The sequence below is a fragment of the Variovorax frigidus genome (assembly GCF_051216515.1).
In the GTDB taxonomy this organism is placed as follows: domain Bacteria; phylum Pseudomonadota; class Gammaproteobacteria; order Burkholderiales; family Burkholderiaceae_C; genus Variovorax.
Map to the genome: position 1 here is coordinate 80,871 of NZ_JBPJZF010000007.1, position 21,509 is coordinate 102,379.

Genomic DNA, 21,509 nt, shown 5'->3' on the forward strand with positions numbered 1-21,509 from the left:
GCCGGCTCGTGCAGGCCGCGCGATTTTCGCGCGTCTGGCGTCCGCGCGTGCCCATCGCCCGCGCGGTGCACGTACCTACCCCATGCGGGGGCTTGACCGGCGAGCGGGGCCGCGATCCGCCCTCGCCCGCTACAGTCGGCGCAAGGAGCCTTCATGCGCACATTCGACTTCGATCTCTTCGTCATCGGCGGCGGCAGCGGGGGCGTGCGCGCCGCCCGCATGGCCGCGCAGACCGGTGCCCGCGTCGGCCTGGCCGAGGCCGCCGAGCTGGGTGGCACCTGCGTCAACGTGGGCTGCATTCCCAAGAAGCTCTACAGCTATGCGGCCGGCTATGCCGAAGCCTTCGAGGAAAGCGCAGGCTATGGCTGGACGCTGCCCGAGGCCCCGCGCTTCGATTGGGCGCACCTGAAGGCCCAGCGCGCCAAGGAGATCGGCCGGCTCAACGGCGTCTATGGCGCGCTGCTGAAGAATTCGGGCGTCACGCTGGTCACCGGCTGGGCCCAGTTCATCGACGCGCACACGGTCGAGATCGACGGCCGGCGCCACACCGCCAAGCACCTGCTGGTGGCCACGGGCGGCACGCCCTTCGTGCCCGACATCCCGGGCCGCGAACACATCGTCACCTCGGATGCGATGTTCGACCTCGACCCGTTCCCGAAGCGCCTGCTGGTGGTGGGCGGCGGCTACATCGCCTCCGAGTTCGCCTCGATCTTCAACGGCCTGGGTTCCAAAGTCACGCAGCTGCACCGCCGCGCGCACCTGCTCACCGGCTTCGACGACGACGTGCGGCAGTTCGTCGCCCGCGAGATGGGCAAGGCGGGCGTCGACATCCGGCTCAACTGCGAGGCCGCATCGGTCGTGCGCGGCCCGGACGGATTCGTCGTCACGCTCGCCAAAGGCCAGCAGATCGAAGCCGACACGGTGCTCTTCGCGACCGGCCGTGTGCCCAACACGCAGAGCCTGGGCCTCGAGGCCGCGGGCGTGAAGCTCGACGACAAGGGCGCCATCGCGGTCGATGCGCACTACCGCACTTCGGTGCCGTCGATCTACGCAGTGGGCGACGTGTCGACGCGCATCCCGCTCACGCCGGTGGCACTGGCCGAGGCGATGGTGGTGGTCGACGCGCTGTTCGGCAAGGGCCGGCGCCGGCTCGACTACGACTTCATCCCCACAGCCGTGTTCACGCATCCGAACATCGGCACCTGCGGCTACAGCGAAGCCGATGCGCGCGCGAAGTTCGGCGAGGTGACGGTGTTCTCCAGCGAGTTCAAGTCGCTGCGCCACACGCTCTCGGGCAGCAGCGAGCGCACCTTCATGAAGCTGGTGGTCGACAAGAAGAGCGACCGCGTGGTCGGCCTGCACATGGTGGGCGCCGATGCGGGCGAGATCGTGCAGGGCTTCGCAGTGGCGATGCGCGCGGGGGCGACCAAGGCGATGTTCGACAGCACCGTGGGCATTCACCCCACCGCGGCGGAGGAGTTCGTCACCATGCGCGAACCCATGCCAGGCTAGTTGGCTCTCCCCCGAGGGCCCGCGCACTGCGTGTCGCTTCGCCTTCCCCCCTTCCGGGGGCGACACCAGCGACCCGCACAGCCGGTTCCGCGGTGTCTCCCGCGAAGAGCACGATCAGCGAGGCTGTTGCTTCTCTTCCAGCAGCTTCACCAGCACGAACAGCACACGGTTGGCCGGCGTGGGCACGCCGAGTGCCTCGCCGCGCCGCACGATCAGGCCGTTGAGATGGTCGATCTCGCTGAGCTTGCCGCGCGCCAGGTCCTGTGCGGTCGATGAGTATTGCGAAGGCATGGTCTGCGCGATGGCGCGCACGGCGGCCGGGGTGTCGCCGACCACCTCGATGCCTTCGGCCTTCGCCACCGCGAGGCATTCGGACACCACGTCGCGCAGCACGTCGGCCACACTGCTGCCCTGCGCCAGCACGCCGTAGGGCAGCTGGGTGATGGCCGACAACGCGTTGTAGGCGCAGTTGAGGAGCAGCTTGGACCACAGCGCACCGCGCACGTTGTCCGAGATCTGCGTCGGCACACCCGCGGCCATCAGGTGTTCGGCGACTTCCACGCTGCGGCGCGAAGGTGCGATCACCAGCTCGCCGCGCCCGTGGTGCTTCACATGGCCCGGCCCGGCCATCTCGGTCGCCACATAGACCACGGCCGCGGCCACGTCGTTCGACGGCAGCACCGCACGCACGCGTTCGTCGTTGTCCACACCGTTCTGTAGCGTGAGCACCAGTGCATCGGGCGACAGGTGCGGCCGGATCTGCGCCGCGGCCGTTTCGCTGTCGGTGGACTTCACGCAGAACAGCACCAGGTCGGCGCCCTGCACCGCGTCGGGCTCGGTGCTGGCGTCCATGCGCACCTGCGCGTCGAAGGCCTGTGTTTCCAGCCGCAGCCCGCGGGCGTCGACGGCCTCCACATGCGAAGGCCGGCCGATCAGCACCACCGCATGGCCCGCGCGCGCCAGCATCGCCCCGTAATAACAGCCGACCGCGCCGGCGCCCATGACTGCAACTTTCATCGCTTCGATTCCCAGGTTGTTCCGAAGACGAAGGGTAGCGAGGAATCGCCATGGGTGCATGGCGAGCCCGGGCGGCATTGCACAATGCCGTCATGCCCTACATGCCTCCCTTCGTCGCCCCCGCCCGCTTCACCGACGCCGCCGCGGCGCTGGCGCAAGTACAGATGATCTACCAACAGGCGCTGTCCCATCTGCGCGACTCGATGTTGCGTTTCGTGGCCGGCGAGACACTGCCCGGCCGGGTGCGCGCCTGCTATCCCTTCGTGCGGGTCCACACCCACACGGTGTCGCGCCAGAGCCCGCCGACCACGGCCGGCCTGAGCTACGGCTTCGTGGCCGGCCCGGGCCGCTACGAGACCACGCTGACGCGGCCCGACCTGTTCCATCGCTACTACCTCGAGCAGTTCAGGCTGCTGCTGGAAAACCATGGCGTCGAGCTCGAGATCGGCACGGCCACGCAGCCGATCCCGATCCATTTCTCCTTCGCCGAGAACGACCACATCGAAGGCACGATGACCGCAGAGCGGCGCGCCCTGATGCGCGACGTGTTCGACCTGCCCGACCTGGCCGCGATGGACGACGGCATCGCCAACGGCACCTACGTGCCCAAGCCCGGCGAACCGGAGCCGCTGGCGCTGTTCACCGGCGCGCGCGTCGACTACTCGCTGCACCGGCTGCGCCACTACACCGGCACCGCGCCCGAGTGGTTCCAGAACTTCGTTCTGTTCACCAACTACCAGTTCTACATCGACGAGTTCGTGGCGCTCGGGCACAAGGAGATGGCCGATCCCGCCAGCCCCTACGTCGCGTTCATCGAGCCTGGCAACGTGACCCACTACCGCAGCGGCTACGACGGCCCCGAGGGCGGCATGGCGCCGCCCCGGCTGCCGCAGATGCCGGCCTACCATCTCGTGCGCGAGGACCGCACCGGCATCACGATGGTCAACATCGGCGTCGGCCCGTCCAACGCCAAGACCATCACCGACCACATCGCGGTGCTGCGACCGCACGCCTGGATGATGCTGGGCCACTGCGCCGGCCTGCGCAACAGCCAGCAATTGGGCGACTACGTGCTGGCCCATGCCTATGTGCGCGAAGACCACGTGCTCGACGAGGAACTGCCGCTGTGGGTGCCGATCCCGGCGCTGGCCGAGATCCAGCTGGCGCTGGAAAAAGCGGTGGCCGACGTCACGCAGCTCGACGGCCCGGCCCTGAAGACCATCATGCGCACCGGCACCGTGGCCAGCACCGACAACCGCAACTGGGAGCTGCTGCCCCAGAACGAGCCGCAGCGCCGCTTCAGCCAGAGCCGCGCCGTGGCGCTGGACATGGAGAGCGCGACCATCGCCGCCAACGGTTTCCGCTTCCGCGTGCCCTACGGCACCCTGCTGTGCGTGAGCGACAAACCGCTGCACGGCGAGATCAAGCTGCCGGGCATGGCCAACCATTTCTACCGCGAACGCGTGGAGCAGCATCTGCGCATCGGCATGAAGGCGATCGAGATCCTGCGCGCCGAAGGCTCGAGCCGGCTGCACAGCCGCAAGCTGCGCAGCTTTGCCGAAGTGGCGTTCCAGTAACGTTGCGCGGACCGGTGCAGGAACCTCGCTCGGCAGGCGAGGCTGCGCGGCATGTCTTTTGACATGGCCGCGCGCGGTATCGTCCTCAAGAATTAGAATCGCGATGCGGTCCGCATCCTGCCCCTCATGGCCCCGAAAGTGCTGCTGCGCAGCGACACAGGGCTCCCCCAACATTTCTCCCAGGCCAGCCCAGTGCCAACCGACATCCTCGACGCCCTGCGAGCGGCCACCGGCGCCCTGCACGCCGAAGTCGACCAGTGCCTGCCGCTGTCGAGTCCCTCTCCCAGCCTCTCGGACTACCGCGCGCACCTGCGGTTGCTCGACGCCTGGATGCACCGGCTGGCCGTCTTCGCGCCGGAGCCATCGCCCCTGGCCGCGCACCACGCGCAAGTGGCCGACGACCTCCGCCTGTGCGACGCATTGCTGCCTGCAGAACCCTCGCCACACGACGTCGACACGGCCTCCGAGAGCGTGCATTGCGATGCGGCCTTCGTCTGGGGGCTCGCCTATGTCCTGGAGGGCTCCCGTCTGGGCGGCCGCGTGCTCTACCGCCAACTGGCCGAACGCCTGGCGCCGCATCCGTTGAACTACCTGCAGGGCGCGGGCGAGCAGACCGGCGCGAGCTGGAAGGCCTTCATTGCCGGGTTGCGGGCGCAGCCCTTCACGCCGGACGCGGTTCGCAGCGCCTGCGACGGCGCGGTGCATGCGTTCGACTTGCTGTTGCAATGCCACCGCCGCGCGGAGGCCTGCGCATGAGCGTCGATCTGCCGATCAACCTCGACAACTGCGCGCGCGAACCGATCCACATCCCGGGCCTGGTCCAGTCGCACGGCGCGCTGCTCGCCTTCTCGGCCGCGCGGGTCGCCGTCTACGTCAGTGCCAACGCGACAGCCTTGCTGGGATCGACGGCACCGGCCGCTGGCGAGATCCTGTCGCCACATCACTTCGAACACGATCCCGAGGTGCATGCGGCCATCGGCGAACTGCTGGCGCTGCCCGACGACGGCCTTCCCACCAGCTCCGAGGTGCACGTGAACGGCCAGGTGTTCGACCTGGTGGTGCACGGCGCGGCCGGCCTGGTCGTCGCGGAGTTCGAACTGCGCCCCGCGACGGCCGATGTGATGGCCGACTTCGCGCTCAAGGCGCACCGGTCCATGGAACGCATCAAGCGCCAGAATTCGGTGGCCGGCCTGATGGATTTCGCGGTCCGTGCGGTGCGCCAGCTCACGGGCTTCGACCGGGTGATGGCCTACCGTTTCCGTCACGACGACAGCGGCGATGTGGTGGCCGAAGACCGTATCGCCTCGCTGGAGCCTTTCCTCGGACGTCGCTATCCGGCGAGCGACATCCCGGCACAGGCGCGTCGGCTCTATGTCGTCAACACGCTGCGCCTGATCGCCGATGTGCATGCAGCGCCGGTGCCCATGCAGCCGGCGCCCGGCGTAACCGACGCGCTGGACATGAGCCACTGCGTGCTGCGAAGCGTGTCGCCGATCCACATCGAGTACCTGCAGAACATGGGCGTGGGCGCGTCGATGAGCATCTCGATCGTGGTCAACGGCCAGCTGTGGGGCATGCTGGCCTGCCATCACATGGCACCGCTGCAGGTGCCGTACTCGGTGCGCATGGCCTGCGACGTGCTCGCGCAGATCCTGGCGGCCAACGTGCAGAGCCTGATGGCGCGCGACCACGCCCGCCGCAGCGCCGAAGCGGCCGAATTGCGCACGACGCTGATCGAAGCCGCACTGCATTCCGACGACACGGCCACGGCCCTGGCCGCGATGGGGGCGGACCTGGCCGTCGCCTTCCAGGCACATGCCGTGGTGATTGCCGAGGCCTCGAAACTGCACATCGAAGGTGAAGTGCCTCACGACCTCGCGGTTCGGCTGATCCAATGGCTCGACGCGGCGCAGGCGCCGGTCGGCCAGATGCTGGCGACCCCGTCGCTGCGACAGCTCGCCCCTGTACTGGCCGACACCGCCGGCGTGTGGTGCGGCATGCTGGCGTTGTCCTTCGACCCCGGCGCGCATGGCTGGCTGGTGCTGTTGCGCAAGGAGCAGCTCGAGACGATCCAGTGGGGCGGCCACCCCGAGAAGACCTACCGCATCGGTCCGCTCGGCCCGCGCCTGACGCCACGGGGGTCGTTCGATGTCTGGCGCGAAACGGTACGCGACACCTCGGTGCCCTGGGATGCCGACGACATGGCTTTTGGTCGCCGCCTGCTCGACGAGTTGCTGCGCGCGCGTTCGGCCCGCGTGGCCGAGGTGGCGCGTGGACGCACCGAACTGATGGCGATGCTGGGGCACGACCTGCGCGATCCGCTGCAATCGATCGCGATGGCGGCCCGCCTGCTCGGCAAGGAAGCCGAGACCGACGGCAGCACCGGCACCAGCACCGGCGGGCGCATGGGCCGGCGCATCCAGGCCTCGAGCACGCGCATGGCGCGCATGATCTCGCAGGTGCTCGACATGTCGCGGCTGCAGACCGGCAGCGGTCTGGACATCCACCGGACCGAAGTCGACCTCACCGGGCTGCTCGACGATCTGCTCGACGAGATGCGCACCGCACACCCTGGCGTACAGGTGATCCGGGAAGCGCCGCCCACGCTGCTGGCGCAGGTCGATGGCGACCGCATGGCGCAGGTCTTCAGCAACCTGATCGGCAACGCCCGCCAGCATGGCGCACCGGGCGAATCGATCATCGTGCAGCTCAGCCACCACGACGGCCAGGCCACGCTCGACGTGCGCAACGTCAGCCCGCCCATCCCGCCCGAGACGGCGTCGCAGCTCTTCAATGCCTTCAAGCGGCGCGAGCAGCACAACCCGCGCAACCGCGACGGCCTCGGGCTGGGCCTGTACATCGCCCAGGCGGTCGTCAGCGCCCACGGCGGCCACATCGGCTACGCTCATGCCGAGCCCTTCGTCGTGTTCAGCGTGCGTTTTCCGCTGGCACCGGACTGAGCCCTCCCCCCCTTCTTTCGACGATCGCCGATGAACAGCAGCACTCCGGGCAGCCGCCTGGTCTATTCCACCGACACGGGCCGCGTGTGCCCCGATTGCGCGAAGCCGATGGCGGCCTGCGTCTGCAAGACCCTGAGCAAGGCCGTGCCGGCCGGCGACGGCATCGTGCGCATCTCGCACGAGACCAAGGGCCGCAAGGGCAAGGGCGTGACGCTGGTGCGCGGCGTGGCGCTCGACGCCGAGGGCCTGGCCGCGCTCGGCAAGCAGCTCAAGGCCAACTGCGGCTCGGGCGGCACGGTAAAAGACGGCGTGATCGAGATCCAGGGCGACCACCGCGAGACCGTGATCGCCGCGCTGCAGAAGAAGGGCATGACGGTGAAGCGCGCGGGCGGTTCGTCGTGAACCCCGAAGACCTGCAACGCCTCGTGACCCTGGAGATGCCCTTCGGCAAGCACAAGGGCACGCTGATCGCCGACCTGCCCGGCAACTACCTGACCTGGTTCGCGCGCGAAGGCTTTCCCAAGGGCGAGATCGGCCGGCTGTTGCAGCTGATGCACGAGATCGATCACAACGGGCTCAAGCCGCTGCTCGATCCGCTGCGGACGCAGCGCCGCGCTCAGCGGTAGGCGTCGGCGTAGCGCGCGACCGTCAGGCCGTCGAGGTCGATGTCGGGCGTGCGGCCCGAGATCACGTCGGCGAGCACGCGGCCGGTGCCCGCGGCCATGGTCCAGCCCAGCGTGCCGTGGCCGGTGGCCAGGAACAGGTTGGGCCAGCGCGTGGCGCCGACGATGGGCGTGCCGTCGGGCGTCATCGGCCGCAGGCCGCACCAGAACTCGGCGCGCGACACGTCGCCGCCGCGCGGGAACAGGTCGGTCACCACATGCGCGAGCGTCTGGCGGCGCGCCTCGTGCAGCTTCAGCGTGTAGCCGGCCAGCTCGGCCGTGCCGCCCACGCGGATGCGATCGCCCAGGCGCGTGACCGCGACCTTGTGCGTCTCGTCCATCACGGTCGACTCGGGCGCGCCGGCCGCGTCGGTGATCGGCACGGTGATGGAATAGCCCTTGACCGGGTACACCGGGATGCGCAGGCCCAGGTCTTTCAGCAGCAACGGCGAATGGCTGCCCAGCGCCACCAGGTAAGCGTCGGCGCGCAGCGTGCCGGCGGCGGTCTGCACGCCGGTGATGGCCGTGCCTGACGATTCGATCCGGCGGATCTGCGTGCCGTAGCGAAACTGCACGCCCAGTTCGGCCGCCATCGCCGCCAGCCGCTGGGTGAACTTGAAGCAGTCGCCGGTCTCGTCGCCCGGCAGCAGCAGCCCGCCGACGAACTTGTCGCGCACCGTGGCCAGCGCGGGTTCGTGGCGCGCGCAACCGTCGCGGTCGAGCAGTTCGAAGGGCACGCCGTCGCGCCGCAGCACCGCGATGTCGGCTGCCGTGCCGTCGAGCTGGGCCTGCGTGCGAAACAGCTGCAGCGTGCCCTGCATGCGCTCGTCGTACCGGATGCCGGTCTGCGCGCGCAGTTCGCGCAGGCAGTCGCGGCTGTACTCGGCCAGGCGCACCATGCGGCTCTTGTTGAGGTCGTAGCGCGCGGCGGTGCAGTTGCGCAGCATCGCGAAGCCCCAGCGCACCAGCGCCAGATCGAGCTGCGGCCGGATGACCAGCGGGCGGTGGTGCATCAGCAGCCACTTCACGGCCTTGAGCGGGACCCCGGGTCCGGCCCAGGGCGACGAATAGCCGGGGGAGACTTCGCCGGCGTTGCCGTAGCTGGTCTCCATCGCCGCCGCCGGTTGCCGATCGACCACCGTGACCTCGTGCCCGGCCAGCGCCAGCTGGTAGGCCGAACTCACGCCGATCACACCGCTGCCCAGAACAAGAACCTTCATTCCCTGAACTCCCAGTTGCCATGCGCCCGGATGGGCGCGCCAGTGTAAGAGGCAACCCTGGCCCGGGACCCGGACGAATGCGCACCGAAGATGCGATCATCGGGCCCCAGGCCGGCTGCTGCTTCTTCGGCCCACCCCCATGGAGACGCTTCACGATGATGGCTGTGATCTTCGAAGTCTGGCCCGCAGAAGGCCAGCGCGACACCTACCTGCAGATGGCCGCCGCCTTGCGCGAGGACCTGTTGAAGATGGACGGCTTCCTGTCCATCGACCGCTTCGAGAGCCTCTACGAGCCCGGCAAGATGCTGAGCCTGAGCTTCTGGCGCGACGAGGCCTCGCTGGCCGCCTGGCGCTCGCTCGATGCCCACCGGCGCGCGCAGGCCGCGGGCCGCAGCCATGTGTTCGGCAACTACAGGCTGCGCATCGCCGACGTGGTGCGCGACTACGGCATGGACGAACGCGACCAAGCGCCGACCGACAGCCGCAGCGTCCATGGCTGAGGGAACGGCACCGCATGCATCGGGCACCGCTCGCCCCGTGATCGCAAGCCCCCTCTTCCAGGTCGAGCGACTGCGCAAACGCTATGGCGAGACCACCGTCGTCGACGACCTGTCCTTCGACATCGCGGCCGGCGAATGCCTGGGCGTGATCGGGCCCAACGGCGCCGGCAAGACCACCACGCTGCGCATGTGCCTGGGGCTGACCGCGCCCGACGGCGGCCGCATCACCTACCAGGGCGAAGACGGCCCGCTGCAGATGCCGCGCGATGCACTGGCCATCAAGGCGCGGCTCGGCGTGGTGACGCAGTTCGACACGCTCGACCCCGACTTCAGCTGCGCCGAGAACCTGCTGGTCTACGGCCGCTACTTCGGCTTTCGGCGCGCGCAGATCGCGCCGCGCATCCCGCAGTTGCTCGAATTCGCCGCGCTCTCGCACAAGGCCGCGGCCAAGCCCGGCGAACTCTCGGGCGGCATGCGGCGGCGGCTGTCGCTGGCGCGCGCGCTGGTCAACGACCCCAGGCTGCTGCTGCTCGACGAGCCCACCACCGGCCTCGACCCGCAGGCGCGCCACCTGATGTGGGAACGGCTGCAGGTGCTGTTGCAGCAGGGCAAGTCGATCCTGCTGACTACCCACTTCATGGACGAGGCCGAGCGCCTGTGCTCCCGGCTGCTGGTGCTCGACCACGGCCGCAAGATCGCCGAGGGCCGGCCACGCGACCTGATCGCCGAGCACCTCGAGCCCGACGTGGTCGAGGTCTACGGCAACGGCGCGCTCGCGCTGGCCACGGCGCCCGAACTCGAGGCGCTCGCGGCACGCATCGAAGTCAGCGGCGAGACCGTGTTCTTCTACACGCAGGACGCCCGCGCCCTGCTGAACGCGCTGACGCAGCACGGCGGCCTGCGCACCTTCCACCGGCCGGCGAACCTCGAGGACCTGTTCCTCAAACTCACGGGGAGACAGATTCGTGAAGACAGTTGAGGCCACGGCCTCGCGCCCCTCCATCTGGCGTCCGCCCGCGCTCTCCATGCGCTGGTGGCCGGTGTTCCTGCGCAACCTGCTGGTGTGGCGCAAGCTCGCGATCCCGAGCCTGATCGGCAACATCGCCGAACCGCTGATCTGGCTGGTGGCCTTCGGCTACGGCATGGGCGCGCTGGTCGGGCAGGTGGAAGTCAACGGCACGAAGGTGCCCTACATCCTGTTCCTCGCGAGCGGCTCGATCTGCATGAGCGCGATGAATGCGGCCTCGTTCGAGGCGCTGTACTCGGCCTTCTCGCGCATGCATGTGCAGAAGACCTGGGACGGCATCATGAACGCGCCGGTCGGGCTCGACGACGTGGTGCTGGCCGAGATGCTGTGGGCCGCGTTCAAGGCCATCTTCACCACCACCGCGATCCTGCTGGTGATGCTGGGCCTGGGCATCAGCCACAGCCCGAAGCTGCTGGTGGCCTGGTGCGTGCTCGCGGGTGCGGGCATCACCTTCTCGTCGATCGCGCTGATCTTCAACGCGCTCGCCAAGGGCTACGACTTCTTCACCTACTACTTCACGCTGTTCATGACGCCGATGATGTTCCTCTCGGGCGTGTTCTTCCCGCTGGAACAACTGCCCGGCTTCGTGCGCGCGATCGCGGCCTGGCTGCCGCTCACCAACGCAGTCGCGCTGGTGCGGCCGCTGTTCATGGACCAGTGGCCGGCCGATGCACTGCGGCACGGCCTGGTGCTGGTGGTCTATGGGGTCGGGGCGTTCTGGCTCGCGCTCGCGCTCACGCGCAAGCGCTTCAAGGCGTAGGGCCTGTTCAGAACAGCGCCATCCCGCCGTTGATCTCCATCACCTCGCCGGTGATGAAGGACGAACTGTCCGATGTCAGGAACAGCGTGGCCTTGGCGACGTCTTCCGGCTGGCCCTCCCTGCGCAGCGGCGTGCGCTCGACGCCGGCGGCGCGGCCCTGGGGCGTGTTGAACACGTCGTGGAAGCGCGTGGCGATCAGGCCCGGTGCGATCGCGTTGACGCGGATGCCGTCCGGGCCGACTTCCTTGGCCAGCCCGCGGGCATAGGCCAGCAGCGCACCCTTCGCCGCGCCGTAGTGCGTGGCGGCCGGACCGCCGCCGTCGTGGCCGGCCAGCGAGGCCATGATCACGATGTTGCCCGTGCGCCGGGGCGTCATGTGCCGCAGCGCGGCGCGGCAGCACAGGAAGGCGCTGGTGAGGTTCAGGTCCATGGCCTGGCGCCAGAACGCGAGCGTGGTGTCGGCGCACTTCACGCGTTGCAGCAGGCCGCCGGCATTGGCGACCAGCACGTCGACGCGGCCGAAACGCCGGATGGCGGTCTCGAAGGCGGCATCGACCTGCTGCTCGTCGGTCACGTCCGAGCGCAGGGCCAGCACCCGGTCGCCGAACTCCGCGGCCAGGGCCTTCGCTTCTTCCTCGCTGGACCAATAGGTGAAGACGACGTTGTCGCCGCGTACGGCGCAGGCGCGCACGATGGCCGCGCCGATGCCCGACGCGCCGCCGGTGACGAGGGTGGTGAGGGTGGTGAGGGTGGTTGGCTGATTCATGCCTGTTGGCTCCTGGTGTGATGGTTGAGCACGCCGACGACGGCGGTGGATTCGCGAACGACCAGTTCGGGCACGAAGATCAGTTCGTGCGGCGTCTGGTCGGTGTCCTTCATGCGCTCCAGCACGCGCTCGACCGCGGCGACCGCCATCTCGTGCATGGGCTGGCGCACGGTGCTGAGCGCGGGGCTCAGGTACTGGCCGAGGAACATGTCGTCGATGCCGATGACGGACACGTCCTCCGGCACCCGCCGCCCCGATTGCCGCAGGCCCGCGAGCAGGCCGATGGCCAGCATGTCGTTCATGGCCACGATGCCGGTGGCGTGCGTTCCCTTCTCGTGCAGCGCCAGCGCGGCCGTGCGGCCGATCTCGGCCATCTCCATCTCGGACTGGCCAGGTGCCGCCTCCTGGGTCTGCACTTCGAAACGCACGCCGGCACGCTGGCAGGCCTCGCGCGCACCTTCGAGCCGGGCGATGCGATTGACCGAGTGCAGCGGCGCCGAGACATAGGCGATCTCACGGTGCCCCAGCGACATCAGGTGCTCGGCCGCCATCGCACCGGCGCTGCGGTTGTCCAGGCTGACGTAGTCGATCGGCAGGTCGGCATGCTGCGCCGTGCGGTCGAAGCAGACCGCGGCCAGCCCGTTCTTGATCATCGGCCCCAGGTGTTCCTGGGCCTGCAGCGATGAGCCGAGGATCACGCCCTGGATCCCCTGCGCCATGAACGCCTGCGCGTACTCGCGTTCGCGGGTGGCGCTGCGCTGCGTGTTGCACAGGAGCACGCCGTAGCCGCGTGCCAGCGCGGCGTCCTCCACCCAGCGGGCCAGGGCACCGAAGAAGGGGTTGGCGATCGAGGGCACGAGCAACCCGATCATCGGCATGTGGCCGGTCTTCAGGCGGCGCGCCGACTGGTTGGGCCGAAAGCCCAGCGTCTCGATGACCTGCCTGACGCGCGCCAGCGTGTCGGGCGTCATGCGGGCCTCGCGGCCGTTGAGCACGTTCGACACGGTGCTGATGGACACGCCCGCCTGACGGGCGACGTCCTCGATGGTGACGGTGGTGTTTTTCAAGAGAATCCGAAGCGGGCGGGCAGCCAGAGGGTGATGGAGGGCACGAAGGCGATGACCAGCAAGGCCACCAGCAACACGGCCAGGTACTTTGCCATCGGCCGTGCGACATCGACCATGCGCGTGCCGGTCACCGCGCAGGTGGCGAACAGGCCCAGCCCGAGCGGCGGTGCGAACAGGCCGAAGCCCATCGCGATCACCAGCACGATGCCGTAGTGCAGCGGGTGGATGCCGAGTTGCGTGGCGACCGGCGTGAGCAGCGGCCCGAAGATGATCAGCGCCGGCGCGCCTTCGAGCACCGAGCCGAAGACGATCAGCAGGGCGATCGAGATCAGCATGAAGAGCCAGACGCCGTAGGTGTGGCCGGCGGTCACCATCGCGGCCGCCAGGTCCTGCGGGATCTGCTCGATGGTCAGCGCATACGACACGCTGGAGGCGGCCGCGACGATGAAGAGGATCGAGCCGGCCAGCGCCGCCGAGTCCACGAACAGCTTGTAGACGCTGCGCCAGGTGAGCTCGCGGAAGGCCAGGCCGCCGACCAGCAGCGCGTACACGACGGCAAAGGCCGACACCTCCGTCGAGGTGGCGATCCCCGAGGTCACGCCCTTGCCGATCATCAGGATCATCAGCAGGCCGACCATCGCGCCACCGATCAGCGTCAGCAGGCGGCGGCGGTGCGGAAAGGCCTGCGCCGGGTCGGCCCGGGTGCCGACGATGACGGCCAGCACGCCCAGTGCCGTGGCGAGAAATGCGGCCGGCACCAGGCCTGCGATGAACAGGCCGCCGATCGACACGTTGGCCACGAAGCCGAAGATGATCAGGTTGATGCACGGCGGGATGGTCTCGGCCATCACCGCCGTCGCGGCCAGCAGGCCGGCCGCCTCGTTCTCGTCCTGCTTGCAGCGCCGGACGGCGGGCATCATGATGCCGCCCACCGCGGCCACGTCGGCCAGCTTCGAGCCGGAGATTCCGGAGAAGAAGGCCACCGCGACGATCATGATCAGGTTGATGCCGCCGCGCAGGCGGCCCACGGCGCGCACCAGCAGCTCGATGAGCCGCGACGACATGCCGTTGACCTCCATCACCAGGCCGGCCAGCACGAAGAAGGGAATGGCCAGCAGCACGAAATGCTCCGCCCCGGCCGCCACCTGCTGGGAATACACCACCATCGGCAGGCTCGGGTTGAGCGTGAAGTAGGTGGCCGAACTGAAGGCCAGCGCGAACGCGATCGGCACGCCGCCGACCAGGCACAGCACGAAGGACAGCAGCATCCAGACGCCGGCGCCCGGCATCGCCGCGGGCGCGAGCAGCTGCAGGCCGATCACCGCCAGCACGATCGCCGCGACCGCGACGCCGGGTCCGCGCACCTCGCCCTTCGGCGCCAGCAGCAGGTTGCGCAGCGCAAAGACGAAGAAGAGCAGGCCGCCGATGACGACCGGCGCGACCAGGATCACCTGCGGCAGACCGAGGGGCGTGATCTGGCCGCGGCTGGAGGCCATCAGCTGCAGGCCGGAGACGCTCATCACGCCGGCCACCAGCAGCACGACCCAGTTGCAGCACTGCACCGCGAAATCCCTGCCGCGCGCAGGCAGCAGGCCGCGGATGCTGTCGATGCCCATGTGCTGGCCCCTGGCCAGCCCGATGGAGGCCCCGAGGAACACCAGCAGCAGCAGCAGGCCGCTGGCCACCTCTTCGGCCCAGTCGAAGGGGTCGTGCAGGAAATAGCGCCACACGACCGAGCAGAACACCACGAGCACGTCGATGGCGAGCACCAGCGCCGCCGCGGCCTCGATCGCCACGCGCAGGCGCGCGGAGGCACGCTCGATGCGCTCGCGCCCGGAAGGCGCCGGGGCCGCTGCCGCGGAGAACGCGGTGGAAGGGGTGGAAGTGGCCAGCGCCATGACCTCAGCCCCTGGCGCTGCCGATGGCGTCGACGATCGGCCGGGTGGCCGGGTACTGCGTGGCGAACTCGGTCCACAGCTTCGACACGTCGCGCGTCAGCGCGGCACGGTCCACCGTGCTCACCGTCACGCCCCGCGTCTTCAGCTGCGCGAAGGCCTTGGCCTCGGTGCTGGCGGCCTGGGCGCGCTGGAACTGCGTGGCATCGCGCGCCGCGTCGAGGAAAGGTTTCTGCATCGCCGCGGGGATGCGGTCGAACGCCCGCTTGCTGATCACGGGCATGACGGGATTGAAGATGTGCTCGGTCAGCATGCAGTGCTTCGCGACCTCGTAGAACTTGCCCGACAGCACGGTCGGCGCGTCCTGCTCGAGGCCGTCGACCACGCCGGTCTGCAGCGCGGTGTAGATCTCGCCGAAGGGAATCGGCGTGGCCACCGCCCCCATGTACTTGAGGGTGGCGACGAAGTTGGGCACGGCAGCACCCGGATCTTGACGCCGCGCAACTCGGTCGCCGACTTCATCGGCGCCTTGGTGTAGACGTTGCGCGCACCCAGGCTGTAGGCATAGCCCAGCACGTTCACCGACGCGCGGTCCAGCAGCAGCTTCGACAGCGCGGCACCGGCCGGTCCGTCGAGCGACTTGCCCACATGGTCGGCGTTCTGGAACAGGTAGCCCATGTCGAGCACGCCGATCTCGGGCACTGCCGTGGCCCAGATCGAGGTGCCGGAAATCATCATGTCGATGGCGCCGAGGCGCACCTGCTGGACGACGTCCGATTCCTTGCCCAGCTGGTTGTTCGGGAAATAGGTGAGCGCCACCTTGTCGCCGGTGGCCGCCTTCAGGTTCTGCGCGAAGCGCTGGTACCAGAGGAAGTGCGAAGAGTTGCCGTCGGCCGTGAGCGAAGAGCTCACCCGCAGCTGGACCGTCGACTGGGCGCGCGCGAAGGCTGGCACGGCGAGCGCAACGGCAGCAGCGCTGGCGCGGCTCAGGACGTGGCGTCGGGAAAGCTGGTTCATGTCGTTGTCTCCTGGTGGACGGCAAGCGAGCCAACCCAAAAAAGAAGTCGGTAAATCGTTACACAAGCCGGTTTTGGATCGTAGATCCGAACGGTGTAACGTTTTACTGGTGGAAACCAGAAGACTTTCCTGCGCAGGGCGTGCAGGCAATGCAACGCAGGAGATGAACGTCAGTGCGTTCTGACGCAGGCACTGTCAGGCGCGCAGCGCGGCCCGGCGCATTCGCGACCTGCCGTTATCCGCGCCGAAGCCTCAGCGGCTCGTCTTGGCGGCCGCGGCAGCGCGCAGCTTGTCCTTCTTGCTCGGGCGCTTGCCCTTGATGCCGCCGGTGCCGGCTTCGGCCTGGGCGCTCAACGCGTTGCGCGGTGCCGGCTCGAAACCCGCGATCTGTTCGCGCGGCACCTGGGCGCCCTGGCGCTTCTCGATCAGGCGGAAATGCGCTTCGTCGTTCTCGGTGATGAAGCTCAGTGCCACGCCGCGCTCGCCGGCGCGCCCGGTGCGGCCGATGCGGTGCACGTGGTCGACCGCTGAGCGCGGCAGGTCGTAGTTCACCACCGCCGGCAGCTGCACCACGTCGATGCCGCGCGCGGCCAGGTCGGTGGCCACCACCACCTGCACGCGCGAAGCCTTGAAGTCGGCCAGCACCTGGCTGCGCTTGCCCTGGCTCAGCACGCCGTGGAACGGTTCGGCCTCGAGGCCGGTCTTGCGCAGCTTGTCGGCCACGATCTCGGCCGCATGCTTGGTCGCGACGAACACCAGCACCCGCGCCCAGCCCTCGTCGCGGACCAGCTTCGCCAGCAACTGGGTGCGGCGCGACGTGTCGACCTCGATGGCGCGCTGCGCGATGTCGGGCGCGGTCGCCGGCTCGGACGGCACGTCGATGCGCAAGGGCTCGCGCAGCACCGTGGCGGCCAGCGCCTCGATGGCCGGCGGGAAGGTGGCCGAGAACAGCAGCGTCTGGCGGCGCGCGGGCAGCAGGTCCAGGATGCGCTGCAGTTCGTCGGCGAAACCCAGGTCCAGCAACCGGTCGGCCTCGTCCAGCACCAGCGTCGACAGCGCACCGAGCCGCAGCGCGTTGTGGTCGACCAGGTCCAGCAGCCGGCCGGGCGTGGCGACCATCACATCGGCGCCGCCCCGCAGCGCCATCAGCTGCGGGTTGATCGATACGCCGCCGAAAGCCACCGCGATGCGCAATGTGGAAGGCAAGGCCCGGGCGAATTCCCGCAGGGTCTCGCCGACCTGCGCGGCCAGTTCGCGCGTCGGTACCAGCACCAACGCCGGCAGATCCCGCGCCGAACTGTTGCGCCCATCCAACAGTTTTTGCAACAATGGCAGGGCGTAGGCGGCCGTCTTGCCCGAACCGGTTTGGGCCGAGGCCAGCAGGTCGCGACCGGCCAGCACCGCGGGAATGGCTGCCGTCTGGACGGGTGTCGGCTCGGCATAGCCCTGGGCGGCGGCAGCCAGCGCAAGAGGAGAAAGGAGGCCCAGGGCGGTGAATGGCATGCGGAAATGGTGTCGTAGACGGTGCCCGGAAGTCGGACGAAGAGAGAGGCGGTAAGCATAGCCAGCCCACCCCATCCCGGGGAGCCCTCACTTTTTTTTCGGGGTTTACGCGGAGATCCGCAAAGCTTTTCACCCAAAACCCAAAAGGTGGACGACAATGCTTCAGCGTTTCAGGCGTCTCCGTCTGCAGCGTGAACCGGTGATCGGTCAGTTTCGCGCCACAGCGCTTTTTCAGTCAGTTGTGATTCTGGGACTCCATCGCTTTGTTATTTTGGTTTGAATTAGGAGTCCCTCCATGGGCAAAAAACTGTACGTAGGCAATCTGTCCTACTCCATCCGCGACAACGATCTGGAACAAGCCTTCGGCGAGTTCGGTGCTGTGACCAGCGCCAAGGTCATGATGGAACGCGAAACGGGCCGCTCCAAGGGTTTCGGTTTCGTCGAAATGGGTTCCGACGCTGAAGCGTTGGCAGCCATCGAAGGCCTGAACGGCCACACCCTCGACGGTCGCGCTCTGACCGTCAACGAAGCTCGCCCGATGGAACCCCGTCCGGCCGGCGGCGGCTTCGGCGGTGGCCGTAGCGGCGGCGGCGGTGGCGGCGGCTACGGTGGTGGCGGCGGCGGCGGTGGTGGTTACGGCGGCGGTGGCGGTGGCCGCAGCGGTGGCGGCGGCGGTGGTGGTTACGGCGGCGGCGGCGGTGGCCGCGGCGGCTACTAAGCCCTCGCTTTCACTTCCGTGAAATGAAAAGGCTCCTTCGGGAGCCTTTTTTGCGTCTGCGCGTCGCCCATCGAAGGCCACGCAACCTGACTCCGGGCAGATCCGCACGAGGTGCTACGCGTTACTGCTTAGCCCTTTCGTCAGTCCATGGTCAGGCGCCGCGAACGACCCTCATGCCTCCAAATCAGAGGGTCGAGACAATGGGTATCAAGAGTCAAGCCGACTTCTTTTCAGGGGTCATGTTCACTGCCGTGGGCGCCGCCTTCGCGATCGGCGCCACCACGTACAACATCGGAGACGGCGCCCGCATGGGGCCCGGCTACTTCCCGCTCATGCTGGGTGTGCTGCTGGCCCTGCTGGGACTGGTCATCATCTTCCAGTCCTTGGTGGGCGAACCCGCCGACGGCGGAAAGATCGGCAAGTGGGCCTGGAAGCCGCTGTTCTTCGTGATCGCCGCCAACCTGGCCTTCGGTGTGCTGCTCGGCGGACTGCCGAGCATCGGTCTGCCCGCCATGGGGCTGATCCTCGCGATCTACGCGCTGACCCTCATCGCCAGCCTCGCGGGCGAGCATTTCAAGTTGCGCGACGTGCTGGTGCTGGCCACCATCCTCGCGGTCGGCAGCTACGTGGCCTTCATCTGGGCGCTCAAGCTGCAGATCCAGGTCTGGCCCACGTTCATTTCGGGCTGAGAGAGAAAAAGAAAGAAGAACACCATGGATCTGATTCACAACCTCTCGATCGGCTTCGGCGTCGCGTTCACCTTCACGAACCTGCTGTACTGCCTGGTCGGCTGCATTCTGGGCACGCTGATCGGCGTGCTTCCCGGCATCGGCCCGGTCGCGACCATCGCGATGCTGCTGCCCGCCACCTATGCGCTGCCCCCCGTGTCGGCGCTGATCATGCTGGCCGGCATCTACTACGGTGCCCAGTACGGAGGCTCCACCACCGCCATCCTGGTCAACCTGCCCGGGGAATCGTCCTCGGTCGTGACCTGCATCGACGGCTACCAGATGGCCCGACAGGGACGCGCGGGCCCCGCGCTCGCCGCGGCCGGCTTGGGCTCGTTCTTCGCCGGTTGCGTGGGCACGCTGATCCTGGCTGCGTTCGCACCGCCGCTGACCGAACTGGCCTTCAAGTTCGGTCCGGCCGAGTACTTCTCGCTGATGACGCTGGGCCTGATCGGCGCGGTGGTGCTGGCTTCGGGCTCGCTGCTCAAGGCGGTCGCAATGATCGTGCTGGGCCTGCTGCTCGGCATCGTGGGCACCGACGTGAATTCCGGCGTGGCACGCTTCAGCTTCGACATCCCCGAACTGACCGACGGCATCGGCTTCGTCGTGATCGCCATGGGCGTGTTCGGCTACGGCGAAATCATCGGCAACCTCTCGCAGCCCGACGACGAGCGCGAAGTGTTCACCGCCAACGTCAAGGGCCTGTGGCCGACCAAGGAAGACTTCAAGCGCATGACGCCCGCCGTGCTGCGCGGCACCGCGCTGGGGTCGGCGCTGGGCATCCTGCCGGGTGGCGGCGCGCTGCTGGCGGCCTTCGCAGCCTATGCGCTCGAGAAGAAGATCAAGATGAAGCCGGGCGAAGTGGCTTTCGGCAAGGGCAACATCCGCGGCGTCGCCTCGCCCGAATCGGCCAACAATGCCGGTGCGCAGACTTCCTTCATCCCGCTGCTGACGCTGGGCATTCCGCCCAACGCCGTGATGGCGCTGATGGTCGGCGCAATGACCATCCACAACATCCAGCCGGGCCCGCAGGTCATGACCAGCAACCCCGAACTGTTCTGGGGCCTGATCGCCTCGATGTGGATCGGCAACGCGATGCTGATCGTCCTGAACCTGCCGCTGATCGGCATGTGGATCAAGCTGCTGACCGTGCCCTACAAGTTCCTGTTCCCGGCCATCGTGCTGTTCTGCGCGGTGGGCGTGTACTCGACCAACAACAACACCTTCGACGTGTGGATGGTGGGCCTGTTCGGCTTCATCGGCTACCTGTTCCTCAAGCTCAAGGCCGAGCCCGCGCCGCTGCTGCTGGGCTTCATCCTGGGCCCGATGATGGAAGAGAACCTGCGCCGTGCACTGCTGCTCTCGCGCGGCACCTGGAGCGTGTTCGTCACGCGGCCGCTGTCGGCCGGCCTGCTGGCCGCCGCGGTGCTGCTGCTGGGCATCGTGCTGCTGCCGTCGATCAAGGCCAAGCGCGAAGAGGCCTTCATCGAGGAATAGGACCACCCCGATGCGCCTGCGGCGCCTCCCCTCGAGGGGGCGACACCAGCGGCCCGGCAAAGCCGGTTCCGCGGTAGCACTTGGCTCTCCCCCGGGGGCTCGCGCACTTCGTGTCGCTTCGCCCTCCCCCTTCCGGGGGGTCAGCCCTGCCGGGCCAGCGCGCGCCGCAGCTCGGCCGCGCACAGCGCGAGCGCCGTGTTCGCTTCGTCCAGCACCTTGCCCATGGGCAGGAAGCCGTGGATCTGGCGTTCGAAGCAGACGTAGCCCGTGCGGTTGCCGGCCGCGGCGAGCGCGTCCGCGTAGTCCAGCCCTTCGTCGCGCAGCGGGTCGTAGCCGGCCGTGAGCACGAGCGCGGGCGGCAGCTTCGACAGATCGGTGTGCAGCAGCGGCGAGGCGCGCCAGTCGAGGTCGTGCCGCGGGTCGTCGATGTAGTGGTCGTGGAAGTAGGCCAGCGTGTCGCGCGTGAGCAGGTAGCCCTCGCCGTTGCGCGTGTGCGAGGGCTGGCCGCGGCGCATGTCGGTGGCCGGGTAGATCAGCAGCTGGAAGGCGATCGGCAGGTCGCCCGCATCGCGCGCCGCGATGGCGACCACGGCCGCGAGGTTGCCGCCCGCGCTGTCGCCGCCCACCGCGATCCGTTGCGCATCGAGGCCCAGCGATGCGGCGTTGGCATGCACCCAGCGCGTGGCCGCCAGTGCATCGTCCACGGCCGCGGGAAAGCGGTGCTCGGGCCCCATGCGGTAGTCGACCGCGACCACGGCGCAGCCGGCACCGTTGGCCAGGCCGCGGCACAGCACGTCGTGCGTCTCGAGGTCGCCGATGACCCAGCCGCCGCCGTGGAAGTACACCAGCACCGGCAGCGCTGCGTCGGCGGCCGAACCCAAGGGACGGTAGAGCCGCAAGGGAATTCCTTCGGCTTGCAGATCCCGCACCTCGGCCACGTCGGGCGCATCGGGCTGGGTGAAACCGCGGCGCTCACGGTAGGCGGCGCGCGCCTCGGCCGGCGAGAGCGTGTGCGTGGGCGGCACACCGCGTTCCTTCATCAGATCGAGCAGGGCACGGGCCTGGGGGTGCAGCATGGATCGC

At 68.6% G+C, this 21,509-nt stretch carries 19 protein-coding genes and 1 pseudogene; 12 read left to right on the forward strand and 8 right to left on the reverse strand.

Features of this window, described 5'->3' with window-relative positions:
- The first annotated feature begins 153 nt into the window (after positions 1-153).
- Complete coding sequence (gorA, locus tag ACSFBC_RS21035; protein WP_435512306.1) at positions 154-1,512, forward strand: glutathione-disulfide reductase; 1,359 nt, start codon at positions 154-156, stop codon at positions 1,510-1,512.
- A gap of 114 nt (positions 1,513-1,626) precedes the next feature.
- On the opposite strand, the gene ACSFBC_RS21040 is transcribed toward gorA, so the two are convergent.
- On the reverse strand, positions 1,627-2,529 hold the full coding sequence (locus ACSFBC_RS21040) for a ketopantoate reductase family protein (protein ID WP_435512307.1): 903 nt from the start codon (positions 2,527-2,529) through the stop codon (positions 1,627-1,629).
- 92 nt (positions 2,530-2,621) lie between these two features.
- On the opposite strand from ACSFBC_RS21040, the gene ACSFBC_RS21045 reads away from it, so the two are divergent.
- The 5 genes from ACSFBC_RS21045 (at position 2,622) to ACSFBC_RS21065 (ending at position 7,692) form a co-directional block, all read left to right on the forward strand.
- Positions 2,622-4,106: an AMP nucleosidase gene (locus ACSFBC_RS21045; RefSeq protein WP_435512308.1), complete on the forward strand. Its 1,485-nt coding sequence runs from the start codon at positions 2,622-2,624 to the stop codon at positions 4,104-4,106.
- A 192-nt stretch (positions 4,107-4,298) separates the two neighbouring features.
- Positions 4,299-4,862 (forward strand): biliverdin-producing heme oxygenase, encoded by a 564-nt coding sequence (locus ACSFBC_RS21050; RefSeq protein ID WP_435512309.1) that lies wholly within the window; start codon positions 4,299-4,301, stop codon positions 4,860-4,862.
- Positions 4,859-7,066, forward strand: coding sequence for an ATP-binding protein (locus tag ACSFBC_RS21055; RefSeq protein ID WP_435512310.1), 2,208 nt, complete (start codon positions 4,859-4,861; stop codon positions 7,064-7,066). The genes ACSFBC_RS21050 and ACSFBC_RS21055 overlap by 4 nt, the downstream gene beginning before the upstream one ends.
- 30 nt (positions 7,067-7,096) lie before the next feature.
- The gene (locus tag ACSFBC_RS21060; protein WP_435512311.1) at positions 7,097-7,468 is read left to right on the forward strand and encodes a translation initiation factor Sui1; all 372 of its coding nucleotides are present in this window, start codon (positions 7,097-7,099) and stop codon (positions 7,466-7,468) included.
- Positions 7,465-7,692, forward strand: a complete 228-nt coding sequence (locus tag ACSFBC_RS21065) for a DUF3820 family protein (RefSeq protein WP_435512312.1) — start codon at positions 7,465-7,467, stop codon at positions 7,690-7,692. The genes ACSFBC_RS21060 and ACSFBC_RS21065 overlap by 4 nt, the downstream gene beginning before the upstream one ends.
- Here ACSFBC_RS21065 and ACSFBC_RS21070 read toward each other — a convergent pair.
- Entirely contained in the window at positions 7,683-8,948 is a 1,266-nt protein-coding gene (locus tag ACSFBC_RS21070; RefSeq protein WP_435512313.1) for a D-amino acid dehydrogenase, read from the reverse strand. The genes ACSFBC_RS21065 and ACSFBC_RS21070 overlap by 10 nt on opposite strands.
- A 155-nt stretch (positions 8,949-9,103) precedes the next feature.
- On the opposite strand from ACSFBC_RS21070, the gene ACSFBC_RS21075 reads away from it, so the two are divergent.
- From ACSFBC_RS21075 to ACSFBC_RS21085, 3 genes are read left to right on the forward strand one after another with little or no spacing between them, the layout of a single operon-like run.
- Positions 9,104-9,448, forward strand: a complete 345-nt coding sequence (locus tag ACSFBC_RS21075) for an antibiotic biosynthesis monooxygenase family protein (protein WP_435512314.1) — start codon at positions 9,104-9,106, stop codon at positions 9,446-9,448.
- Positions 9,441-10,427, forward strand: a complete 987-nt coding sequence (locus ACSFBC_RS21080) for an ATP-binding cassette domain-containing protein (protein WP_435512315.1) — start codon at positions 9,441-9,443, stop codon at positions 10,425-10,427. The genes ACSFBC_RS21075 and ACSFBC_RS21080 overlap by 8 nt, the downstream gene beginning before the upstream one ends.
- Before the next feature lie 46 nt (positions 10,428-10,473).
- The gene (locus tag ACSFBC_RS21085; RefSeq protein WP_435512698.1) at positions 10,474-11,235 is read left to right on the forward strand and encodes an ABC transporter permease; all 762 of its coding nucleotides are present in this window, start codon (positions 10,474-10,476) and stop codon (positions 11,233-11,235) included.
- Positions 11,236-11,242: 7 nt separating this feature from the next.
- On the opposite strand, the gene ACSFBC_RS21090 is transcribed toward ACSFBC_RS21085, so the two are convergent.
- The 5 genes and pseudogenes from ACSFBC_RS21090 to ACSFBC_RS21110 all read right to left on the reverse strand — a co-directional run bounded on the left by ACSFBC_RS21090 (position 11,243) and on the right by ACSFBC_RS21110 (position 17,483).
- Positions 11,243-12,001 carry an SDR family NAD(P)-dependent oxidoreductase gene (locus ACSFBC_RS21090; RefSeq protein ID WP_435512316.1) on the reverse strand — a complete coding sequence of 253 codons (759 nt, stop codon included), beginning with the start codon at positions 11,999-12,001 and terminating at the stop codon, positions 11,243-11,245.
- Positions 11,998-13,068, reverse strand: a complete 1,071-nt coding sequence (locus ACSFBC_RS21095; protein ID WP_435512317.1) for a LacI family DNA-binding transcriptional regulator — start codon at positions 13,066-13,068, stop codon at positions 11,998-12,000. The genes ACSFBC_RS21090 and ACSFBC_RS21095 overlap by 4 nt, the downstream gene beginning before the upstream one ends.
- Complete coding sequence (locus ACSFBC_RS21100; RefSeq protein WP_435512318.1) at positions 13,065-14,966, reverse strand: TRAP transporter large permease; 1,902 nt, start codon at positions 14,964-14,966, stop codon at positions 13,065-13,067. Before ACSFBC_RS21100 ends, ACSFBC_RS21095 begins: the two co-directional genes overlap by 4 nt.
- Positions 14,967-14,970: 4 nt before the next feature.
- Positions 14,971-15,782, reverse strand: a pseudogene (locus ACSFBC_RS21105) (TRAP transporter substrate-binding protein).
- Positions 15,783-16,232: 450 nt separating this feature from the next.
- Positions 16,233-17,483, reverse strand: a complete 1,251-nt coding sequence (locus ACSFBC_RS21110; protein WP_435512319.1) for a DEAD/DEAH box helicase — start codon at positions 17,481-17,483, stop codon at positions 16,233-16,235.
- A gap of 295 nt (positions 17,484-17,778) precedes the next feature.
- Between ACSFBC_RS21110 and ACSFBC_RS21115 the strand changes: the two genes are divergently transcribed.
- The 3 genes from ACSFBC_RS21115 to ACSFBC_RS21125 all read left to right on the forward strand — a co-directional run bounded on the left by ACSFBC_RS21115 (position 17,779) and on the right by ACSFBC_RS21125 (position 20,426).
- The gene (locus ACSFBC_RS21115) at positions 17,779-18,201 is read left to right on the forward strand and encodes an RNA recognition motif domain-containing protein (protein WP_435512320.1); all 423 of its coding nucleotides are present in this window, start codon (positions 17,779-17,781) and stop codon (positions 18,199-18,201) included.
- A 200-nt stretch (positions 18,202-18,401) separates the two neighbouring features.
- Positions 18,402-18,890, forward strand: coding sequence for a tripartite tricarboxylate transporter TctB family protein (locus tag ACSFBC_RS21120; RefSeq protein WP_435512321.1), 489 nt, complete (start codon positions 18,402-18,404; stop codon positions 18,888-18,890).
- 24 nt (positions 18,891-18,914) lie between these two features.
- Entirely contained in the window at positions 18,915-20,426 is a 1,512-nt protein-coding gene (locus ACSFBC_RS21125) for a tripartite tricarboxylate transporter permease (RefSeq protein ID WP_435512322.1), read from the forward strand.
- Between the two features lie 140 nt (positions 20,427-20,566).
- On the opposite strand, the gene ACSFBC_RS21130 is transcribed toward ACSFBC_RS21125, so the two are convergent.
- Complete coding sequence (locus tag ACSFBC_RS21130) at positions 20,567-21,502, reverse strand: alpha/beta hydrolase (RefSeq protein WP_435512323.1); 936 nt, start codon at positions 21,500-21,502, stop codon at positions 20,567-20,569.
- Positions 21,503-21,509 lie beyond the last annotated feature (7 nt).